Source organism: Aeromonas sp. 2692-1, assembly GCF_013085505.1.
GTDB classification, from domain to species: Bacteria; Pseudomonadota; Gammaproteobacteria; order Enterobacterales; family Aeromonadaceae; genus Aeromonas; species Aeromonas hydrophila.
On record NZ_CP038513.1, the window covers coordinates 3,748,062 to 3,765,424 of the forward strand.

13 protein-coding genes, 1 tRNA gene and 2 pseudogenes are annotated in these 17,363 nt (G+C 59.6%); 12 read left to right on the forward strand and 4 right to left on the reverse strand.

The window, feature by feature from the left end; genetic code table 11:
- Positions 1-83 precede the first annotated feature (83 nt).
- The 3 genes from E5E97_RS17540 to E5E97_RS17550 all read right to left on the reverse strand — a co-directional run bounded on the left by E5E97_RS17540 (position 84) and on the right by E5E97_RS17550 (position 3,354).
- On the reverse strand, positions 84-482 hold the full coding sequence (locus tag E5E97_RS17540) for a hypothetical protein (RefSeq protein ID WP_005301849.1): 399 nt from the start codon (positions 480-482) through the stop codon (positions 84-86).
- 81 nt (positions 483-563) lie between these two features.
- Entirely contained in the window at positions 564-2,708 is a 2,145-nt protein-coding gene (gene fdhF / locus E5E97_RS17545; RefSeq protein WP_171280658.1) for a formate dehydrogenase subunit alpha, read from the reverse strand.
- A gap of 46 nt (positions 2,709-2,754) precedes the next feature.
- Entirely contained in the window at positions 2,755-3,354 is a 600-nt protein-coding gene (locus E5E97_RS17550; protein ID WP_017781341.1) for a 4Fe-4S dicluster domain-containing protein, read from the reverse strand.
- 598 nt (positions 3,355-3,952) lie between these two features.
- On the opposite strand from E5E97_RS17550, the gene E5E97_RS17555 reads away from it, so the two are divergent.
- From E5E97_RS17555 to E5E97_RS17575, 5 genes are all read left to right on the forward strand, one after another.
- Entirely contained in the window at positions 3,953-4,852 is a 900-nt protein-coding gene (locus E5E97_RS17555; protein WP_080891363.1) for an HNH endonuclease, read from the forward strand.
- A 505-nt stretch (positions 4,853-5,357) separates the two neighbouring features.
- Positions 5,358-7,226 (forward strand): low affinity potassium transporter Kup, encoded by a 1,869-nt coding sequence (kup, locus tag E5E97_RS17560; protein WP_010633733.1) that lies wholly within the window; start codon positions 5,358-5,360, stop codon positions 7,224-7,226.
- Between the two features lie 560 nt (positions 7,227-7,786).
- Entirely contained in the window at positions 7,787-8,452 is a 666-nt protein-coding gene (locus E5E97_RS17565; protein ID WP_171280659.1) for a 4Fe-4S dicluster domain-containing protein, read from the forward strand.
- Positions 8,452-10,323 carry a hydrogenase 4 subunit B gene (gene hyfB, locus E5E97_RS17570; RefSeq protein ID WP_171280660.1) on the forward strand — a complete coding sequence of 624 codons (1,872 nt, stop codon included), beginning with the start codon at positions 8,452-8,454 and terminating at the stop codon, positions 10,321-10,323. Before E5E97_RS17565 ends, hyfB begins: the two co-directional genes overlap by 1 nt.
- A gap of 1 nt (position 10,324) precedes the next feature.
- On the forward strand, positions 10,325-11,278 hold the full coding sequence (locus tag E5E97_RS17575; RefSeq protein WP_171280661.1) for a respiratory chain complex I subunit 1 family protein: 954 nt from the start codon (positions 10,325-10,327) through the stop codon (positions 11,276-11,278).
- Here E5E97_RS17575 and E5E97_RS23565 read toward each other — a convergent pair.
- A complete protein-coding gene (locus tag E5E97_RS23565; RefSeq protein ID WP_253265166.1) occupies positions 11,260-11,520 on the reverse strand; it encodes a hypothetical protein in 261 nt (86 codons plus the stop codon). The genes E5E97_RS17575 and E5E97_RS23565 overlap by 19 nt on opposite strands.
- On the opposite strand from E5E97_RS23565, the pseudogene E5E97_RS17580 reads away from it, so the two are divergent.
- From E5E97_RS17580 to selA, 7 genes and pseudogenes are all read left to right on the forward strand, one after another.
- Positions 11,407-13,076 (forward strand): annotated as a pseudogene (locus E5E97_RS17580) (NADH-quinone oxidoreductase subunit C). The gene E5E97_RS23565 and the pseudogene E5E97_RS17580 overlap by 114 nt on opposite strands.
- Before the next feature lie 9 nt (positions 13,077-13,085).
- Complete coding sequence (locus E5E97_RS17585; RefSeq protein WP_005351513.1) at positions 13,086-13,643, forward strand: formate hydrogenlyase complex iron-sulfur subunit; 558 nt, start codon at positions 13,086-13,088, stop codon at positions 13,641-13,643.
- A complete protein-coding gene (locus E5E97_RS17590) occupies positions 13,643-14,458 on the forward strand; it encodes an NADH-quinone oxidoreductase subunit B family protein (RefSeq protein WP_108572525.1) in 816 nt (271 codons plus the stop codon). The genes E5E97_RS17585 and E5E97_RS17590 overlap by 1 nt, the downstream gene beginning before the upstream one ends.
- Complete coding sequence (locus E5E97_RS17595; RefSeq protein ID WP_011706331.1) at positions 14,451-14,864, forward strand: formate hydrogenlyase maturation HycH family protein; 414 nt, start codon at positions 14,451-14,453, stop codon at positions 14,862-14,864. Before E5E97_RS17590 ends, E5E97_RS17595 begins: the two co-directional genes overlap by 8 nt.
- Positions 14,864-15,372, forward strand: a pseudogene (gene hycI, locus E5E97_RS17600) (hydrogenase maturation peptidase HycI). Before E5E97_RS17595 ends, hycI begins: the two are co-directional and overlap by 1 nt.
- 193 nt (positions 15,373-15,565) lie before the next feature.
- Positions 15,566-15,657 (forward strand) — tRNA-Sec (locus E5E97_RS17605).
- 269 nt (positions 15,658-15,926) lie between these two features.
- Positions 15,927-17,363 carry an L-seryl-tRNA(Sec) selenium transferase gene (selA, locus tag E5E97_RS17610; RefSeq protein ID WP_171280662.1) on the forward strand — a complete coding sequence of 479 codons (1,437 nt, stop codon included), beginning with the start codon at positions 15,927-15,929 and terminating at the stop codon, positions 17,361-17,363.

The following is a 17,363-nucleotide window of genomic DNA, read 5'->3' on the forward strand; positions in this document are numbered from 1 at the left end:
AATATGGCGTCACTATCGCCGGCATTCGCCGCATATCGCCGCCAACTGGCCCATCCTCTGCCCCTGTTGCTGCTGTCGCAGGCTCATGAGGAGAGCAGCCGGTAGTTGTGCAGCTTCAGTCCGCCGAAGATGAAGGCGGCGGAAAAGAGCTGAAGCCCCAGCAATAACCCACTGATATTGTCAGCTATTTCCACCGATACCACCCGATGGGTGAGATAGACCCCGAGCCCCAGCACGCCCGCCAGCAGGCAGTTGACCAGGGTGGTGGAGAGAAAGGCGATGAGCCAGGCCGCCTGCACGCTCAATGCCGCCAGCACGGCGCTCATGGCGATGCGCGCGGCGATAAAACAGCCGAAGAAGGCAAACCCCAGCAGAAATATCAATTCGTCGTGCCATAGAAAACACCCAATCCCTAACAACATCACCAGCAAATAAGCGGAGACATAAAAGATCCCGAACGAAAGATTTAATTCATTTTTCATGATGGACACCTGCCAGCTGAAAAAAGGATGAGCGGATCCGGGCCCTGTATACAGAGCCTGGATCCACTTTATTAACGACGATTACCCTTTGGCGGCGCTGCGCAATTTCGCCTTGAGCGCGCTGTATTCAGTCTGGACGTACACTTCCGCCTCAGGCTGATCCTCGATACGCTCAATTTTCACTGCGCAGTACTTGTACTCCGGCGTGTAGGAGACGGGGTCCACGTGCTCGATGGTGAGCTCGTTGCAGGCCCCGATCCACCACTGGTAGGTCATGTAGACCACCCCGGCGTTGACCCGGTCGTTGTAGTTGGCCCGGGTGATCACCTTGCCGCGCCGCGACGAGATCCAGACCAGCGCCTGATCCTTCACCCCGAGCTTTTTGGCATCGCTCGGGTGGATCTGCACATAGCCCGGCTCATCGGCCAGGGTCTGCAGCGCCGAGCAGTTGCCGGTCATGGAGCGGCAGGAGTAGTGGCCGACTTCACGCACGGTGGAGAGCACCAGCGGGTACTCGGCACAGGGCTGCTCCAGCGGCGGCCGCCACTCGGAGGCAATCAGCTGGCCCTTGCCGCTCGGGGTGGTGAACACATTCCCCTCGAACAGGGTGCTGGTGCCCGGGTGATCCTCGGTCGGACAGGGCCACTGCACGCTCTTGAGATCGGCCATCTTGTCATAGCTGACCCCGGCGTAGAGCGGGCAGAGTCCGCGCAGCTCGTCCCAGATCTGTTGGGTGTCGCGATACTCCATGGGATACCCCATGGCTGTCGCCATCAGCGAGAAGATGGCCCAGTCCGGCTTCACGTTGTCCGGCGGAGTCACCGCCTTGTAGAAGCGCTGGAAGCCGCGATCCGCCGAGCTGTAGACCCCCTCGTGCTCACCCCAGCTGGTGGCGGGCAGAATGACGTCCGCCATCTCGGCAGTCTGGGTCATGAAGATATCCTGCACGATCACCAGCTCCATCCCCGCCAGGGTACGGCGGAACTGACCGAGGTCTGCCTCGGTCTGGGCCGGATCTTCCCCGAAGATGTAGAAGGCCTTGCACTTGCCCTCCTCCACCTTGTGGCCAAGCTCGGTCAGTCGATAGCCGGGTTTCTGGGAGAGCGCATCCACCCCCCACGCCTTGGCAAACTTGGCGCTGATGGCAGGATCGGCCACCGACTGATAACCCGGGAACTGGTGCGGCAGCATCCCCATGTCACAGGTGCCCTGCACGTTGTTCTGACCGCGTACCGGCCCGCAGCCGGTGCCGCGGCGACCGAAGTTGCCGGTCAGCAGCGCAATTCCCGCGAGCCCCTTGACCACGTCCACCGCCTGACCGTACTGAGTCACCCCCATGCCCCACAGGATCATGGAAGCAGGTGATGCGGCATAGGTGCGAATGGCGGCGCGGATATCGGCGGCTTTGAGGCCGGTGATCCCCTCCACGTATTCCGGGGTGTACTTGGCCACCGTGGCCTTGAAGGTGTCGAACCCTTCGGTGTAGTTCGCAACGAACGCCTTGTTGTAGAGCCCTTCATTGATCAAGACGTTGGCGAAGGCGTTGACCAGCGCCATGTTGGAACCGTTTTTGAGCGGCAGCCACTGATCGGCGATGCGGGCGGTCTCCACCATGCGGGGATCACACACAATCACCTTGGCCCCGTTTGCCTTCGCCTTGAGGATATGGCGGGCCACGATGGGGTGAGAGTCAGCAGCGTTGTAACCAAACACCAGCAGGCACTTGGTCTCTTGAATTTCGGGAATGGCGTTGCTCATGGCGCCGTTGCCTACTGTTGTCTCCAGACCGGAGACTGAGGGTGCGTGTCACACCCTCGCGCAGTGATCGACGTTGTTCGTCCCCAGCACAGCGCGGGCAAATTTCTGCATCACATAGTTGGCTTCATTGCCGGGGCCACGGGCAGAGCCGGTGGTCATGATGGCGTCCGGGCCATATTTCGCCTTGATGGCCGAGAGACGGCTGCTGGCGAACTCGATGGCTTCGTCCCAGGAGACGGCTTCGAGCTTGCCACCGCGCTCGCGGCGGATCATCGGGCTCTTGAGACGGGGGGTCAGCAGGTTGGTGTCGTTCAAGAAATCCCAACCGTAATAGCCCTTGAGGCAGAGTTGCCCCTCGTTGGTCCGGCCGTTGGCGCCTTCGGCCCCCACCACCTTGTCGTTTTCAACCAGCAGGTTGATTTTGCAACCGGTGCCGCAATAAGGACACACGGTAATGACTTTTTTCATGACTCACACTCTTGTTTGTTAACGAAAAACGGCTCGGCAAGCCCGCTCACACCCGCGCCGGCATCGCCAGCAGGGCCTCGGCGCTGGCCAGCTGCTTCTGCCGGTTCAGGGTGTCAAGGTGGGCCGGCGTGACCAGCCGCAGCGCCTGGGTCGGGCACACCTCGACACAGGCCGGGCCCGCCTCGCGGTGCTGGCAGAGATCGCACTTGAGCGCCTGCGCCTTGGTCTGCGGCCGCTTGAAGAGCGAATCGGCCGTGGGGGCCACCTCTTTCACCACCACCGCCATGGCGCCGTAAGGACAGGCCACCACGCAGGACTTGCAGCCGATGCAGCGCGCCTGCAGCACCTTGACGCAGCCATCCTCGCTGACGATGGCGTTGTTGGGGCAGGCCATGGCACAGGGCTTGTCTTCACACTGGCGGCAGAGTACCGGCGTGGTCACCTTGCTGCCCACGATCACCTTCAGGCGCGGCTGAAAATGGCTGTCCTTGGAGACCAGATGTCCATCCTCGATGGCAAGATGCAGGCCGCCCTCCCGCTCAAGGGTCCCGCTGCAGGACCCTGACTGGTGTGAAACGGCGCAGGCCACCTCACAGGTACGACACCCAATACAGAGACTGGGATCTGCAATCACGAAGCTGTTCATAGAGAGGGATCCTAAATGGTTCGTTACACCCGACCGCCCTCACCCACCAGGCAGGCGACAACACGGTCTGCCCCCACAAAGCATTTATCAGACCAACACCGGCAGATGGCCCGTCATAAAATCACAAGCATATGAAAATAAAGAGATAATCTGGATGATAAAGGCGGTGTTAGTCGTAACTGACGAGGGTGACGAAGGGGCCGGCCCCCTGCTCGACATGACAAAAGTGACGAGGTCGACACTGGCTGACAAGACCCTACCCCAACCACGTTACAGAGCAGATCAGAGAGGCTAGAAACAGAGATCGGGCACCATACAGCTAGCAAGTAGGAGGGCAAAATCCGAGAAAGTGCCCCCTGAAGAAAGAGCTCCAAATAGCCACCATAAAGCGCAAAGCTAGCGCAGTACAGTCAGAGTTTTTTTGGTTTTACTGTAAAATCGCGAGGCAAAACAAAAACCTTAATAATTAATTTATTGAGTTAGATCCTGTTTTATATCTCTGGCTCTTCTATTTTTCATCTTTCCGGTTATCATGTGCCTCACTTGAAAACCAATATGACAATATCGTAGTCATGAAGTTTATTTTTTCGGAGGGAGTATGAAGTATTTATTCTGCAATGTCGGCTGGATGAAACGATATGATGGAATTTACAATGATAAGCCTGAGCGTGGTGGAGCCTATAATAAAAATGATACTGGACATGAGGCTTGTAATTTCACAGAGGTTGACAACCAAATATTTGGCTATGTAAGACCTACTGGGCAAATAAAACTAGAAAAATTAGGCGCATCCAAATCAGATGAATCCATAGATGATGTACTAGTAATTTGGACTGCTGGTCCTGATTCTGGTGGTACTGCGGTTGTGGGTTGGTATAAACATGCGACAGTATTTAGACATGAGCAATTTTTAAACCTGGAAAGCATAAAACACAAGGAGAGTGGGATAAATATCTTTCGAATTAAAGCTCATAAAGACAATGTAACCTTACTTCCCATGGAGCAACGTCATTTAATGATTCCTAGGGCAGTAAAAGGAGGTATAGGACAAAGTAACGTTTGGTTTGCCAACACTGAAGACAGCAACCAATATACTCGACCAATTCTAGAATTTATTGAGGGCTATGATTTAAGCGACATCATTCCAGATATCGACTTTTCTGCTCTGGAAGGTAACCCTCGGTTATTAGCTCATATCAAAAGAGAAAGAAACCAGAAAATAGTTAAACTTAAGAAAAGACAAATTTTAGAACGCACTGGAAAACTCGTATGTGAAGTATGCTCTTTCGACTTTAAAAAAGTCTATGGTGTTCTAGGTGAGGACTTTTGTGAAATTCACCACCTTATCAAATTGGCGGATGCAGAAAAGCAAGTAGAGACTACATTATCTGATTTAGCTGTAGTTTGCTCTAACTGTCATCGAATGCTTCATCGAGATAGTCCAATGAAAACACTATCTCAGTTGAAAAGTCTTGTTCTCTCTGGCAGTCATTATTAAAAAATTTACCCTTATTCCATAACCTAGCTATTCATGTAAATAGTGCAATGAACATCGTTCATTGCACCTGACCTTTCGTCTAATAAAGACTCCATCGCAGCCTTATCCCCTTCTCTTTTACTGCCAGAGCCCCTCTTTATTCGTCAGCATTTTATCGTTTATTTCTTAGCCAGCTTGATGCAAAACGCTGGCAAAAATGGATAGCCAGTTAAAACAATCACTTGCCAGGGTCTGGGCGGGGTATTTCAATCAGCGGCCAATTAATAATTTCGTTAACCACCCCTTTTTGATTATTTATACCTGAGCATAAACCCACGACGGGTGTGTCATTATACCCTTAACGGCAGATGAACAGACTGTGTCCCATGATGAGCCTCTTTATATCCAGTTAGCTCCCTTTCCCATCGCAATCCATTAATGCGTTCCTGCGGCACCTGCCGCACGCCCGATAGACGGGGGCGGCCCGTGCTGGCCAATCGTCACCATCAAACTGACAGACAACTTCATGAACGGTAATCACAAACAAGCCCTGTCCGGCGTTACGCTGGCGGCGATCGGCGTGGTCTATGGCGACATCGGCACCAGCCCGCTCTATACCCTGCGCGAGTGCCTCTCCGGCCAGTTCGGTTTCGGGGTAGAGCCCGCCTCCATCCTGGGCTTTCTTTCACTGATCTTCTGGCTGCTGATCCTGGTGGTCTCGGTCAAGTACCTCTCCTTCGTGATGCGGGCCGACAACGCCGGCGAAGGGGGCATCCTTACCCTGATGTCGCTGGCCACCCGCAACACCCCGGCCAAGTGGACCCCCTTGCTGATCATCCTGGGGCTGATTGGCGGCAGCTTCTTCTATGGCGAGGTGGTGATCACCCCGGCCATGTCGGTGATGTCGGCCATCGAGGGCTTGAACATCGCCGCCCCCTCCCTCGACCCCTATATAGTGCCGCTCTCGGTGCTGGTGCTGACCCTGCTGTTCGCCATCCAGAAACACGGCACCGCCACCGTGGGCAAGCTGTTCGCCCCCATCATGCTCACCTGGTTCATCACCCTGGCGGTGCTGGGCCTGAACAGCATCTTCCAGCACCCCGAGGTGCTGGGGGCGCTCAACCCCGTCTGGGCGCTGCGCTTCTTTGCCAAGTACCAGACCGCCTCCTTCTTTGCCCTCGGCGCCGTGGTGCTGGCCATCACAGGGGTAGAGGCGCTCTACGCCGACATGGGCCATTTTGGCAAGAGTCCGATCCGGCGCGCCTGGTTTATGGTGGTGTTGCCCTCTTTGGTGCTCAACTACTTCGGCCAGGGGGCGCTGCTGCTGGCCCATCCCGAGGCCATCACCAACCCCTTCTTCCTGCTCGCCCCTAAATGGGCGCTGCTGCCATTGCTGCTGCTGGCGACCCTGGCGACGGTGATCGCCTCGCAGGCCGTTATCTCCGGGGTCTTCTCGCTCACCCGGCAGGCGGTGCGCCTCGGTTATCTCTCACCCATCCGCATCGTGCACACCTCCGAGCAGGAGTCCGGCCAGATCTATATTCCGGTCATCAACTGGATGCTCTATATCTCGGTGGTGATCGTCATCATGAGCTTCGAGCACTCCAGCAATCTGGCGGCGGCCTACGGCATCGCCGTCACCGGCACCATGGTGCTCACCTCCATCCTCTCCTGCTCGGTGGCCCGCCACAGCTGGCACTGGAACAAGTACCTGGTGGCCGCCCTGTTTATCGCGCTGCTGGCCATCGACGTGCCGCTGTTTGCCGCCAACCTCGCCAAGATCTTCTCCGGCGGCTGGCTGCCGCTCACCCTGGGGGCGGTGATGTTCACCGTGATGACCAGCTGGAAGAGCGAGCGCTTTCAGCTTATTCGCCGCCTCAACGAGCACGGCAACTCGCTGGAGCCGATGATCGCCTCGCTGGAAAAATCCCCGCCGACCCGGGTGGCCGGCACGGCGGTCTATATGTCGCGGGTGGTCAACGTGATCCCCCACGCACTCCTGCACAACCTCAAGCACAACAAGGTGCTGCACGAGCGGATCATCCTGCTCACCCTGCGGGTGGAAGAGGTGCCCTACGTTCACAACGTGCGCCGGGTCTGCATCGAGCAGCTTTCCCCTACCTTCTGGCGGGTGGTGGCAAGCTACGGCTGGCGCGAGACCCCCAACGTGGAGGAGATCTTCCACCGCTGCAACGCCGAGGGGCTGAGCTGCCGGATGATGGAGACCTCCTTCTTCATGGCCCACGAGTCGCTGATCATGAAGGAGCGCCCCTGGTATCTCTACCTGCGCGGCAAGCTCTTTATGCTGCTGCAGCGCAACGCCCTGCGCGCGCCGGACCAGTTCGAGATCCCGCCCAACCGGGTCATCGAGTTGGGATCCCAGGTGGATATCTGATGGCGTGTTGATGGCCTCTTAATGGCATAGAAAACGTCAGCAAATAGAGAGGGAGGCATGGGCCTCCCTCTCTCATTTTGCAACTAACCCCAATTACCGGCCCCCTCATCCCCAACCCTTATCCCGCAAGGGGAGAAGGGAGCAAAACCACGGCGACCCCCACAGACATCCCACCGTAGGGTGCAACAAGCGCAGCGCCGTGCACCGCGACCATATGGCTGACTTTCCCCCTCATCCCCAACCCTTCTCCCGCGAGGGGAGAAGGGTGCACACCACCGATGTCCTGGCGCAGACCCGGAGCCCTTTCCCCCCTTGTCACGACCCCGCATTCAGCCGTGTCGATACCGTTTTGCGGGGGTGACGAACCCTCTCCTACCCTTCGTCACAAGTGACGAACGTCACGCTTCGACAGTGAGGCAAGGCCTCGACACCCGTCGACGCGATTTTTAACGTCATTTAAAAACAAACACTTACACTCATCCTGCCAGGCAAAACCAAGCTGGCCCGTATCTTGCCAACCTGCCCCTACTTTCTCCGTTCGCGACACGACAAGGTAGGCTATGAACCGCTTCGTTATCGCTGACCCCAAGCTTTGTATCGGCTGTGGCACCTGTATGGCGGCCTGCAGCGAGGTACACAAGGCGCAAGGTTTGCAACAAGCCCCCCGTTTAACCGTTATGCGACACGAGCAGGCGACCATGCCGGTTCAGTGCCGTCACTGTGACGATGCCCCCTGCAGCAAGGTGTGCCCGGTCGAGGCAATTCGCCAGACCGGCGATTGCGTGCAACTCAACGAGTCGCTCTGCATCGGCTGCAACCTCTGCGCCGTAGCCTGTCCCTTTGGCGCCATCCAGAGCGGCGGCAGCCGTCCGGTGGCCATGGCCACCAGTTACGACACCTATATTCCCAGCTCCATCCGCTCCAGCAACCCCTCCACCTCTGCCGGCCTGCGCTGCTTTGGCGAGGATCTGCTGAGCTGGGAGCCAGGGGTGCGCAGCATCGCCGTCAAGTGCGACCTGTGCGAGTTTCGCACCGATGGCCCGGCCTGTGTCGGTGCCTGCCCCTCCCAGGCACTGAAGCTGGTCAATGACGGCGACACCGAACGCGCCGCACGTATCCGTCGCCAGCAAGCGGCCGACACCAACCCGCAAGGGGCCTCTGCCTTCTCGGCGCCTGCCACGGCGATCCCTGCATCCGATTTATCCACCACAGAGGGAGCGTGCTGATGTTGTCCCCCCTTGTAATGGCCACGCTCCTGCTCTTTTTGCTGGGCGCTGCCGCCGGTTTGCTCCTGCAAAAGCTGCCCGCACTGGCCAACCGCCTCAATAGCGGCCTTGCCCTGCTGGGCTCGCTCGCGGGCCTCATCGCCGCCATCCAGATCTTTGCCCAAGGCGCCCCCGTCGACGGCCAGCTCTGGCTGCTGGGCTCGGTTCACCTCGATATGCTGGCCGCGCTGATGCTGCTGGTGATTAGCACCGTCGGCGTCGCCGTCGCCCTCTACTCCTTTGCCTATATCCGCGAATATCAGGGCAAGGGGGATGTGGCCATCGGCGCGCTGATGAACCTCTTCCTCTTTGCCATGGTGGGCATGGTGCTGGCCGACAACGCACTCGGTTTCTTGCTCTGCTACGAGCTGGTGACCCTCACCACCTACTGGCTGGTCAAGACCAACCCGGATGCTGCCAAACAGAGCCGGCTTTACTTGGTGATGAACCATATCGGCATGGCACTGGTGCTGATCGCCTTCTGGCTGCTCTGCCGCGAAAGCGGCTCGCTGGAGTTTGCCGCGCTGCGCGAGCACCATCTGGCGGGCGGATTGGCCTCGCTGGTGTTCCTGCTCAGCTTCTGCGGTTTTGGCCTGCGCGCCGGTTTCGTGCCGCTGCACGGCTGGCTGCCGGTGGCCGAGCCCGTTGCTCCCTCCCATATCTCGGCGCTGATGTCCGGTGTGATGGTCAAGCTGGGCCTCTTTGGCATCTTGCGGGTCAGCATCGATTTTCTCGGCGCCAGCCAGCTCTGGTGGGGCTATGTGGTGCTGATCTTCGGTGCCTGTTCGGCAGTGCTCGGGGTGCTGTTTGCGCTGGCCGAGCACGACCTCAAGCGGCTGCTCGCCTACCACACGGTGGAGAACATCGGCATCATCCTGATGGGGATGGGGATCGGCATGATCGGCATCGCCAACCAGCAACCAGCACTGGTAGTGCTGGGGCTACTCGGCGCGCTTTATCACCTGCTCAACCACGCCATCTTCAAGAGCCTGCTCTTTATGGGTACCGGCTCTGTGATGTTCCGCCTGCACACTCGTGACATGGACAAGATGGGGGGCCTGGCCAAGCTGATGCCCTGGACCGCGCTGGCGTTCCTCATCGGCGCCATGGCCATCTCGGCGCTGCCGCCGCTCAACGGCTTTGTCAGCGAGTGGTTTATCTATCAGTCGCTGCTCTCCATGACCAAACTCGGCACCTCTGTCGTCGCGCCGCTCGCGGTAGTAATGCTGGCGGTAACCGGCGCCATGGCGGTGATGTGTTTCGTCAAGGTGTATGGCATCTGCTTCTGCGGCGCACCGCGCAGCGAACACGCGAGCCACGCCCGCGAAGTGCCGGGCGCCATGGTGGCTGGCACCCTGCTGCTGGCCGCCGTCTGTCTGGTGCTGGGTCTTGGCGCCCCCTGGATTGCCCCCCATATCGCCAGCTATGGCCAAGCCTTGGTAAGCGGCCAGATGAACGTCGCCACCGGCGCGACCCTGCTGCCGCTCGATAGCACTCAGGCGATCCTCTCCCCGCCCGTTATTGCCATCACCTTGCTGGGGCTGTTCCTCATCCCGCTGCTGGTACTGGCCATCTTCAAGGGGCCCAAGCTGGGTCGTCGTCACGCTGGCACCCCGTGGGCCTGTGGTTACGCCTACGAGGAGCGCATGAGCCTCACCTCCGGCGGTGTCACCCACACCTTGCGCCAACTCTGCGTGCCACTCTATCGCAAGCAACCGCAGCTCGATCTGGCCAGCGCCCTGCACGGGGTGAGCGATACCAGCGGGACGACCGGCTGGCTGCTGCACGGCGTGGTGCTGGCGCTCTTTATCCTGATGGCTGTAGGAGTCTGATATGCCTGTTCTTGAAATGCCGAGCTGGGGCATGGTTGCCCTCGCCCTGACCCAGGCCATCGCCATGCTGGCGCTGGCGCCGCTCGCCACCGGTTTCAACCGGGTGCTGCGGGCCAAGATGCACTCCCGCCAAGGGCCGGGCCTGCTGCAGGATTACCGGGATATCGCCAAACTCCTGCGCCGTCAGGAGGTGACCCCCGAGCCTGCCGGCATCATCTTCAACCTGATGCCTGCGCTGCTCATCGCCGCCCTCTTGCTGGTGGGGATGGCGCTGCCGACCCTGACTCACGAGTCCCCCTTCCCCATCGCCGGGGATCTCATCACCGACATCTATCTGTTCGCCATCTTCCGCTTCTTCTTCTCCCTCTCGGGGCTCGACAGCGGCAGCATGTTTGCAGGGATCGGCGCCCGCCGCGAGCTGACCCTCGGCATTCTGGTGGAGCCCATTCTGGTGCTCGCCTGCTTCATCATGGCGATGATGGTGGGCAGCTCGGATCTGGGCAATATCAGCAGCTATGTAGCGACCCAGCCACTGGCCGCCCCCATCGCTACCCTCTTGGCGGGTGCCGCCTGCGCCTTCGCGGTGTTTGTCGAGATGGGCAAGCTGCCCTTTGACTGCGCCGAAGCCGAGCAGGAGCTGCAAGAGGGGCCGCTCACCGAGTATTCCGGTGCGGGCCTCGCCCTGCTCAAGCTCTCCATCGGCCTCAAGCAACTGGTGGTGGTGCAGCTCTTTCTGGTCATTTTCCTGCCCTTCGGCAAGGCGGCCAACTGGAGTCTGCCCGCGCTCATCGGTGCGGCGCTGCTCCTCGCCTGCAAGCTGCTGGTGGCCTTTTTTCTGGCGGGCATCATCGAAAACGCCATGGCCCGCACCCAGTTCGTGCGCACCCACAAGCTCACCCGCTACGGGTTGGGGCTAGCCCTGCTGGCGCTGCTCGCCTATCTGGTCGGGATCTGAACCATGCCCGCCAGCACAGCAACTTTTTCCGATTTCATCATTTGTGAATGCTCATTCCCGAACATTAAAGTGAGAACTGCATGACCATCGCCATTTCGGATCGCATCGGCTGCGACTACATCCAGCAGGTGCGAGCACAACTGCCCCACGCCATCGTCGACGAGGAGTGGCAAACCGCCGATCAGGCCACCATCACCGTCAAGCCCACCAGTCTGGTCGAAACCGCCAGCCTGATCTTCCATCAGCTGGGGGCTGGCTTCCGCTCTCCTTTGCCAATGACGAGCGCAGCCTCAACGGCCACTTCGCGGTCTACCACGTCTTCTCCATGGAGGGCGACACCAAGTGCTGGATCACCGTCAAGGTGCTGGTGGATGCCGATACCCAGGAGTACCCCTCCATCACCCCGACCATTCCGGCGGCGGTGTGGGGCGAGCGGGAGATCCGCGACATGTACGGCCTGCGCGCCATCGGCCTGCCGGACGAACGCCGTCTGGTGCTGCCGGACGACTGGCCGGAGGACATCCACCCGCTGCGCAAGGACGCCATGGATTATCGCCAGCGCCCGATGCCCACCACCGACACCGAGACCTACCCCTTCGTCAACGAGCTCGGCAGTGATGCCAACCGCATCGTGCCGGTCGGCCCGCTGCACATCACCTCGGATGAACCGGGGCACTTTCGTCTGTTCGTCGACGGGGAAGACATCATCGATGCCGACTACCGCCTCTTCTATGTCCATCGCGGCATGGAGAAGCTGGCGGAAACCCGCATGGGCTACAACGAAGTGGCCTTCCTGACCGACCGGGTCTGCGGTATCTGCGGCTTTACCCACAGCGTCGCCTACACCACCTCGGTGGAGAACGCCATGGGCATTGTGGTGCCGGAGCGGGCCAAGATGATCCGCGCCGTGCTGCTGGAAGTGGAGCGCCTGCACAGCCATATCCTCAACATCGGCCTGTCGAGCCACTTCACCGGTTTCGACACCGGCTTCATGCAGTTCTTCCGGGTGCGGGAGAAATCCATGACCCTGGCCGAGCTGCTGACCGGCGCCCGCAAGACCTACGGCCTCAACCTGATTGGCGGGGTACGCCGCGACATCTTCAAGGAAGATCGCATCAAGGGTGCCCAACTGGTGCGGGAACTGCGTGATGAGCTCAAACCCCTGGTGGCCATGCTGCTGGATACCGCCAATATCTCCTCCCGCCTCATCGGTATCGGCAAGCTCGAGCCGCAGATTGCCCGCGATTTCAGCTGCGTCGGCCCCATGGTGCGGGCGAGCGGCTTCAAGCGCGACGTGCGTCGGGTTCACGACTTTGCCGGCTACCGCGAGTTGCCGATGGAGATCCAGACCAAGGCGGGTTGCGATGTCCAATCCCGGGTACTGGTGCGGATCCATGAGCTCTACGACTCCCTCGACATGATTGAGTTCGGCCTTGAGTACCTGCCACAGGGGCCGCTTTTGACCGAAGGGTTCACCTACCAGCCGGGCAAGTTTGCGCTGGGCTTTACCGAAGCGCCCCGCGGCGAGAACGTCCACTGGAGCATGACGGGAGATAACCAGAAGCTGTTCCGCTGGCGCTGCCGCGCTGCCACCTACGCCAACTGGCCCGCCCTGCGCTACATGCTGCGCGGCAATACCGTGGCGGATGCGCCGCTCATCATCGGCAGCCTGGATCCCTGCTACTCCTGTACCGACCGGGTCACCCTGGTCGACCCCAAGAAGGGCAAATCCACCGTGGTCTCCTACAAGGAGATCGAGCGCTACGGCATCGATCGCAAAAACTCTCCGCTGAAATAAGGGGTCATCATGATCAAGCTGTTCAAGACCATCCTCAAGGCTGGCACCCCGACCGCCAAGTACCCCTTCGCTCCTATTGATGTGAACCGGGATTTTCGCGGCAAACCCAAATATCAGGCGGATCAGTGCATCGCCTGCGCCGCCTGCACCAAGGCCTGCCCGGCCAACGCGCTGGTGATGGAAGTGGACATGGAGACCGGCGAACGGCGCTGGGAGATCTCCATGGCGCGCTGCATCTTCTGCGGCCGCTGCGAGGAGGTCTGCCCGACCCGCGCCATCGCCCTCTCCCCCGAGTTCGAGCTGGCGGTGACCAACAAGGCGGATCTCTATGAGGAGGCTCGCTTCGCGCTGGCCCCCTGCACCCTGTGCGGCACCTACTTTGCCCCGAGCAAGCTGGTGGCGCTGGTGGAGGACACCCTCAAGCAGGCGGGCACGCCGCTGGCCACCCCGGAGCGGCTGCACCACTGCCCCGACTGCAAACGAAAACAGAGCATGCTGAGCCAGCCTGACTCGGCCCTGATCACACCGATAGCCACACCGATGGCCGCACAAAAGGAGTGGATGTGATGAGCAAGATCAAAGGCATAGAACCGGTTGTCGGCCATGCCCATACCCGCGCCGTGCCGCTGGCACAGGATCCCGAGATCACCAAACTTAAAAAAACGCTGCTCAAAGACATTCGCCGCTCGGCCTATGTCTACCGGGTCGATTGCGGCGGCTGCAACGCCTGCGAGATCGAGATCTTCGCCACCATCACCCCGCTGTTCGATGCCGAGCGTTTCGGCATCAAGGTGGTCGCCTCCCCCCGTCACGCCGACATCCTGCTCTTTACCGGCGCGGTGACCCGGGCGATGCGGGTACCGGCCCTGCGCGCCTACGAGGCGGCGCCCGATCCCAAGATCTGCATCGCCTACGGCGCCTGCGGCTGTGACGGAGGCATCTTCCACGATCTCTACTGCGTCTGGGGCGGCACCGACAAAATCGTGCCGGTGGATGTCTATATCCCCGGCTGCCCCCCCACTCCGGCAGCCACCATCTATGGCTTTGCCGTGGCGCTCGGTCTGCTTGAGCAGAAACTCAAAGCCACCAGCCACGAGGTGCAACCGGGTGAGCGGGTCGAGCTGCGCCACACCGGCATCCCCAACGAAATCCGGGTGATGATCGAACGCGAAGCGCGCCGCATGGCCGGTTACCGTCAGGGGCGGATCATCGCCGACGAATTCATGGCCCTGCTCGAAGGGGCGACCCAGCAGGATGTGGATCTGCGTATCCAGAGCTACCTCGATCAGCACGACGACCCGCGCCTGGCGGAGATCGTCAACAACCTGGCGAGCGCCTGCCTCAACCGGGCGGCCGGCAAGGGAGAGGCGGTGCATGGCTGACGAGGTTTTCTTCTATCGCCTGTCGCGCAAGTTCGTCGACGAGCAGTTCGATGTCCCCGAGGAAGCCAAGGAGGTGATGTACTACAGCCTCGCCATTGGCCACCACCTCGGCATCGTCGATTGCCTGCGGGCAGATCTGGTCTGCTCGCTGACCGGTTATCGCGACTGGGTAGCAAAGCTGCCAGAGGGGAGTGAAGCGCGCCGCAAGATGGAGGGGTTTCTCACCTTTGGCGAGATCACCATCTATCGCGAGCACTGCCATATGCTGGCCTGCGCCTTCGACCGACTGCGCAAAGCCGACAATCTGCTCGATGAGCAGGAGCTGGGCTGGACCAATACCTTTATGGATCAGCTCACCGCCCTCTTTAACGACCCCCATATGTACCTGATGGTAAGGAGCCGCTGATGGGCTGCAATCTCGTGTTGACCGTGGGCAATGCCATGATGGGGGACGACGGTGCCGGCCCCTATCTGGCGGACAAGCTGCAGGCCGCCCCCCTGCCCGGCTGGCTCCATATCGACGGCGGCATCGCGCCGGAAAATGTGGTCCATAAGGTGCGGGAGCTGCAACCGGAGCGGGTGGTGCTGGTGGATGCCGCCGAGATCGGCGAGAAGGCGGGTACCCTGCAGGTGATCCCCCCGAGACCATCGCCGAGATGTTTATCTTCTCGACCCACAATATACCGCTCAATTTCCTGATCGACGAGCTCAAGACCTTTGTGCCCGAGGTGATCTTTGTCGGGGTACAACCCGCCATCGTGGCGTTCTCCTTCCCGATGACCGAGATGGTGAGCGGGGCCATGGATTATCTCTACGATCACCTGGAAGAGGCCAAAGATAGCGAGTTGTTAATAAAACATCTGGCGCAGTGGAATATCACCAACGCGGCCACCGATTATTTGCCAGCTTGTTAACGGCAGCAGTCTGCGCTCCCTCTAAAGGCATATATAAACGCCCGATGTTAAATTAAAAACATCGGGCTAATTGCCATGAAATTGATATAAATCAACGCGCGAACATTTTTCATAAAATTGGCCAACTCGCTATTTTTAAACATAAAAAAGCGTTGCCAGTCACAGAAAATTGCCACAAAATGGTGGCCATTGCGGAAGCTGATGGGGTCTGGTGGCCTCCTCGGTCTTCAAAACCGATGAGAGCCGAGAAGGCTTTGGTAGGTTCGATTCCTGCCTCTTCCGCCAAATTTCATATATTGGAGAGAAACCGTCAATTATGTTTCAGGCTGGTTGGCGACTGTTTCACATATTGTTCTAACAAGGCGCCTGTCGCATTGCCAATATAATCTGAATGCGCTCCGACACCCTTATTTTCCTGCTCGAACATTAATTTATCCATTCGCCTTTTTTATTAATTCATGAATGGCGAAAAGCAGCAAATAAGCAGCGTCGCAGCGGCCTTCCCCCGGCAAGGCGACGTGCATGTCACTCCCACGCACAGCCCGGGTCATCCCATGCCAACTCCGTCTGACGTATCCTCCCTCGCCCCCAGCGCCTCTTATGCCGCGACTCCAGCAAATCAGCGTCGCTTGCCACAAGTGGAACAGCTGCTGCAGCAACCCTTTCTCGCCGGTTTTATTGATGAACTGAGCCGCCCGCTGGTGACCCAGGCGGTGCGCGACACTCTGAGTGAACTGCGCCAAAGCGAGACATTTCGCCAGCACGGCGTTGCCCCCGAGCATCTTGAGGCGCTGATTGCCAAGCGCTGCCGACAGCAGTTGCGCCAACGTCAAACCCGGGTGATCAACGCCACCGGCACCCTGGTGCATACCAATCTGGGGCGCTCGCCATTAAGTCACGAGCTGTGGGACGAGGTGCGTGACCTCAACACCGGGTACAACAATCTGGAGCTGGATCTCGCCACCGGCAAGCGCGGCGGGCGCAAGGGGCTGATCGCCCCCCTGCTCCGTTGCCTCACCCAGGCCGAGGATTCGCTGGTGGTCAACAACAACGCCGCTTCGCTCTTTTTGCTGCTACAGGAGGTGGCCAAGGGGCGCGAGGTGATCGTCTCGCGCGGCGAGCAGATCCAGATTGGCGGCGGCTTTCGCATCCCCGACATTCTGGCCCTCTCCGGTGCCAAACTGGTGGAGGTGGGCACTACCAATATCACTACCGCCAAAGATTACCTCGATGCCATCACCGATCAGACCGCGCTGGTACTGATGGTGCACAGATCCAATTTCGCCATTCGCGGCTTTACCGAGACCCCCGATATCGGCGAGGTGGCCCGCGCCCTGCCCGAACATGTGGTGCTGGCGGTGGATCAGGGCTCGGGCTTGACCACCGAAGAGTTTGCACCGGATGAAACCTCGGTGCGCCAGTACATCAAGGCGGGGGCGGATCTGGTCTGCTACTCAGGCGACAAGCTCTTGGGGGGCCCGCAATCGGGCATCATCAGTGGCCGCAGCGACCTTATCAAGCGGCTGGAAAAACATCCCATGATGCGCACCTTCCGCCCGAGCCGCATCGTCTACTCCCTGCTCGAACGCCTGCTCATCCACAAGCTCAACAAATCCCCCATCGGTGAGGGTATCGCCCAGCGCACCCTGAGCAATCCGGCCGCCATGCAGGCGAGAGCCGACCAGCTGATGGCCGCCCTGCCCGGCTGCTTTGTGCCGGTCCCAGCCCAGCTGGTGGTGGGCGGTGGCACCTTGCCGGACGAGTTCTACCCGGCCCCTGCGCTGGAGTGCACCGACCCGCGCCCGGCCCAGCAGCTGCTCGATGATTTGCGCGAACTGCCCGTCCCTGTCATCGCCACCGTGCGCCAGCAGAAGGTACTGCTCAATATGGCCACCCTGCTGCCAGCGGAGATGGAGCTGTTGATCGCCCAACTCAGGGAATTGCTGCTGCCCGCCCCGTTCAATGCAACAAATGCAACCGAGGAGCCCTGA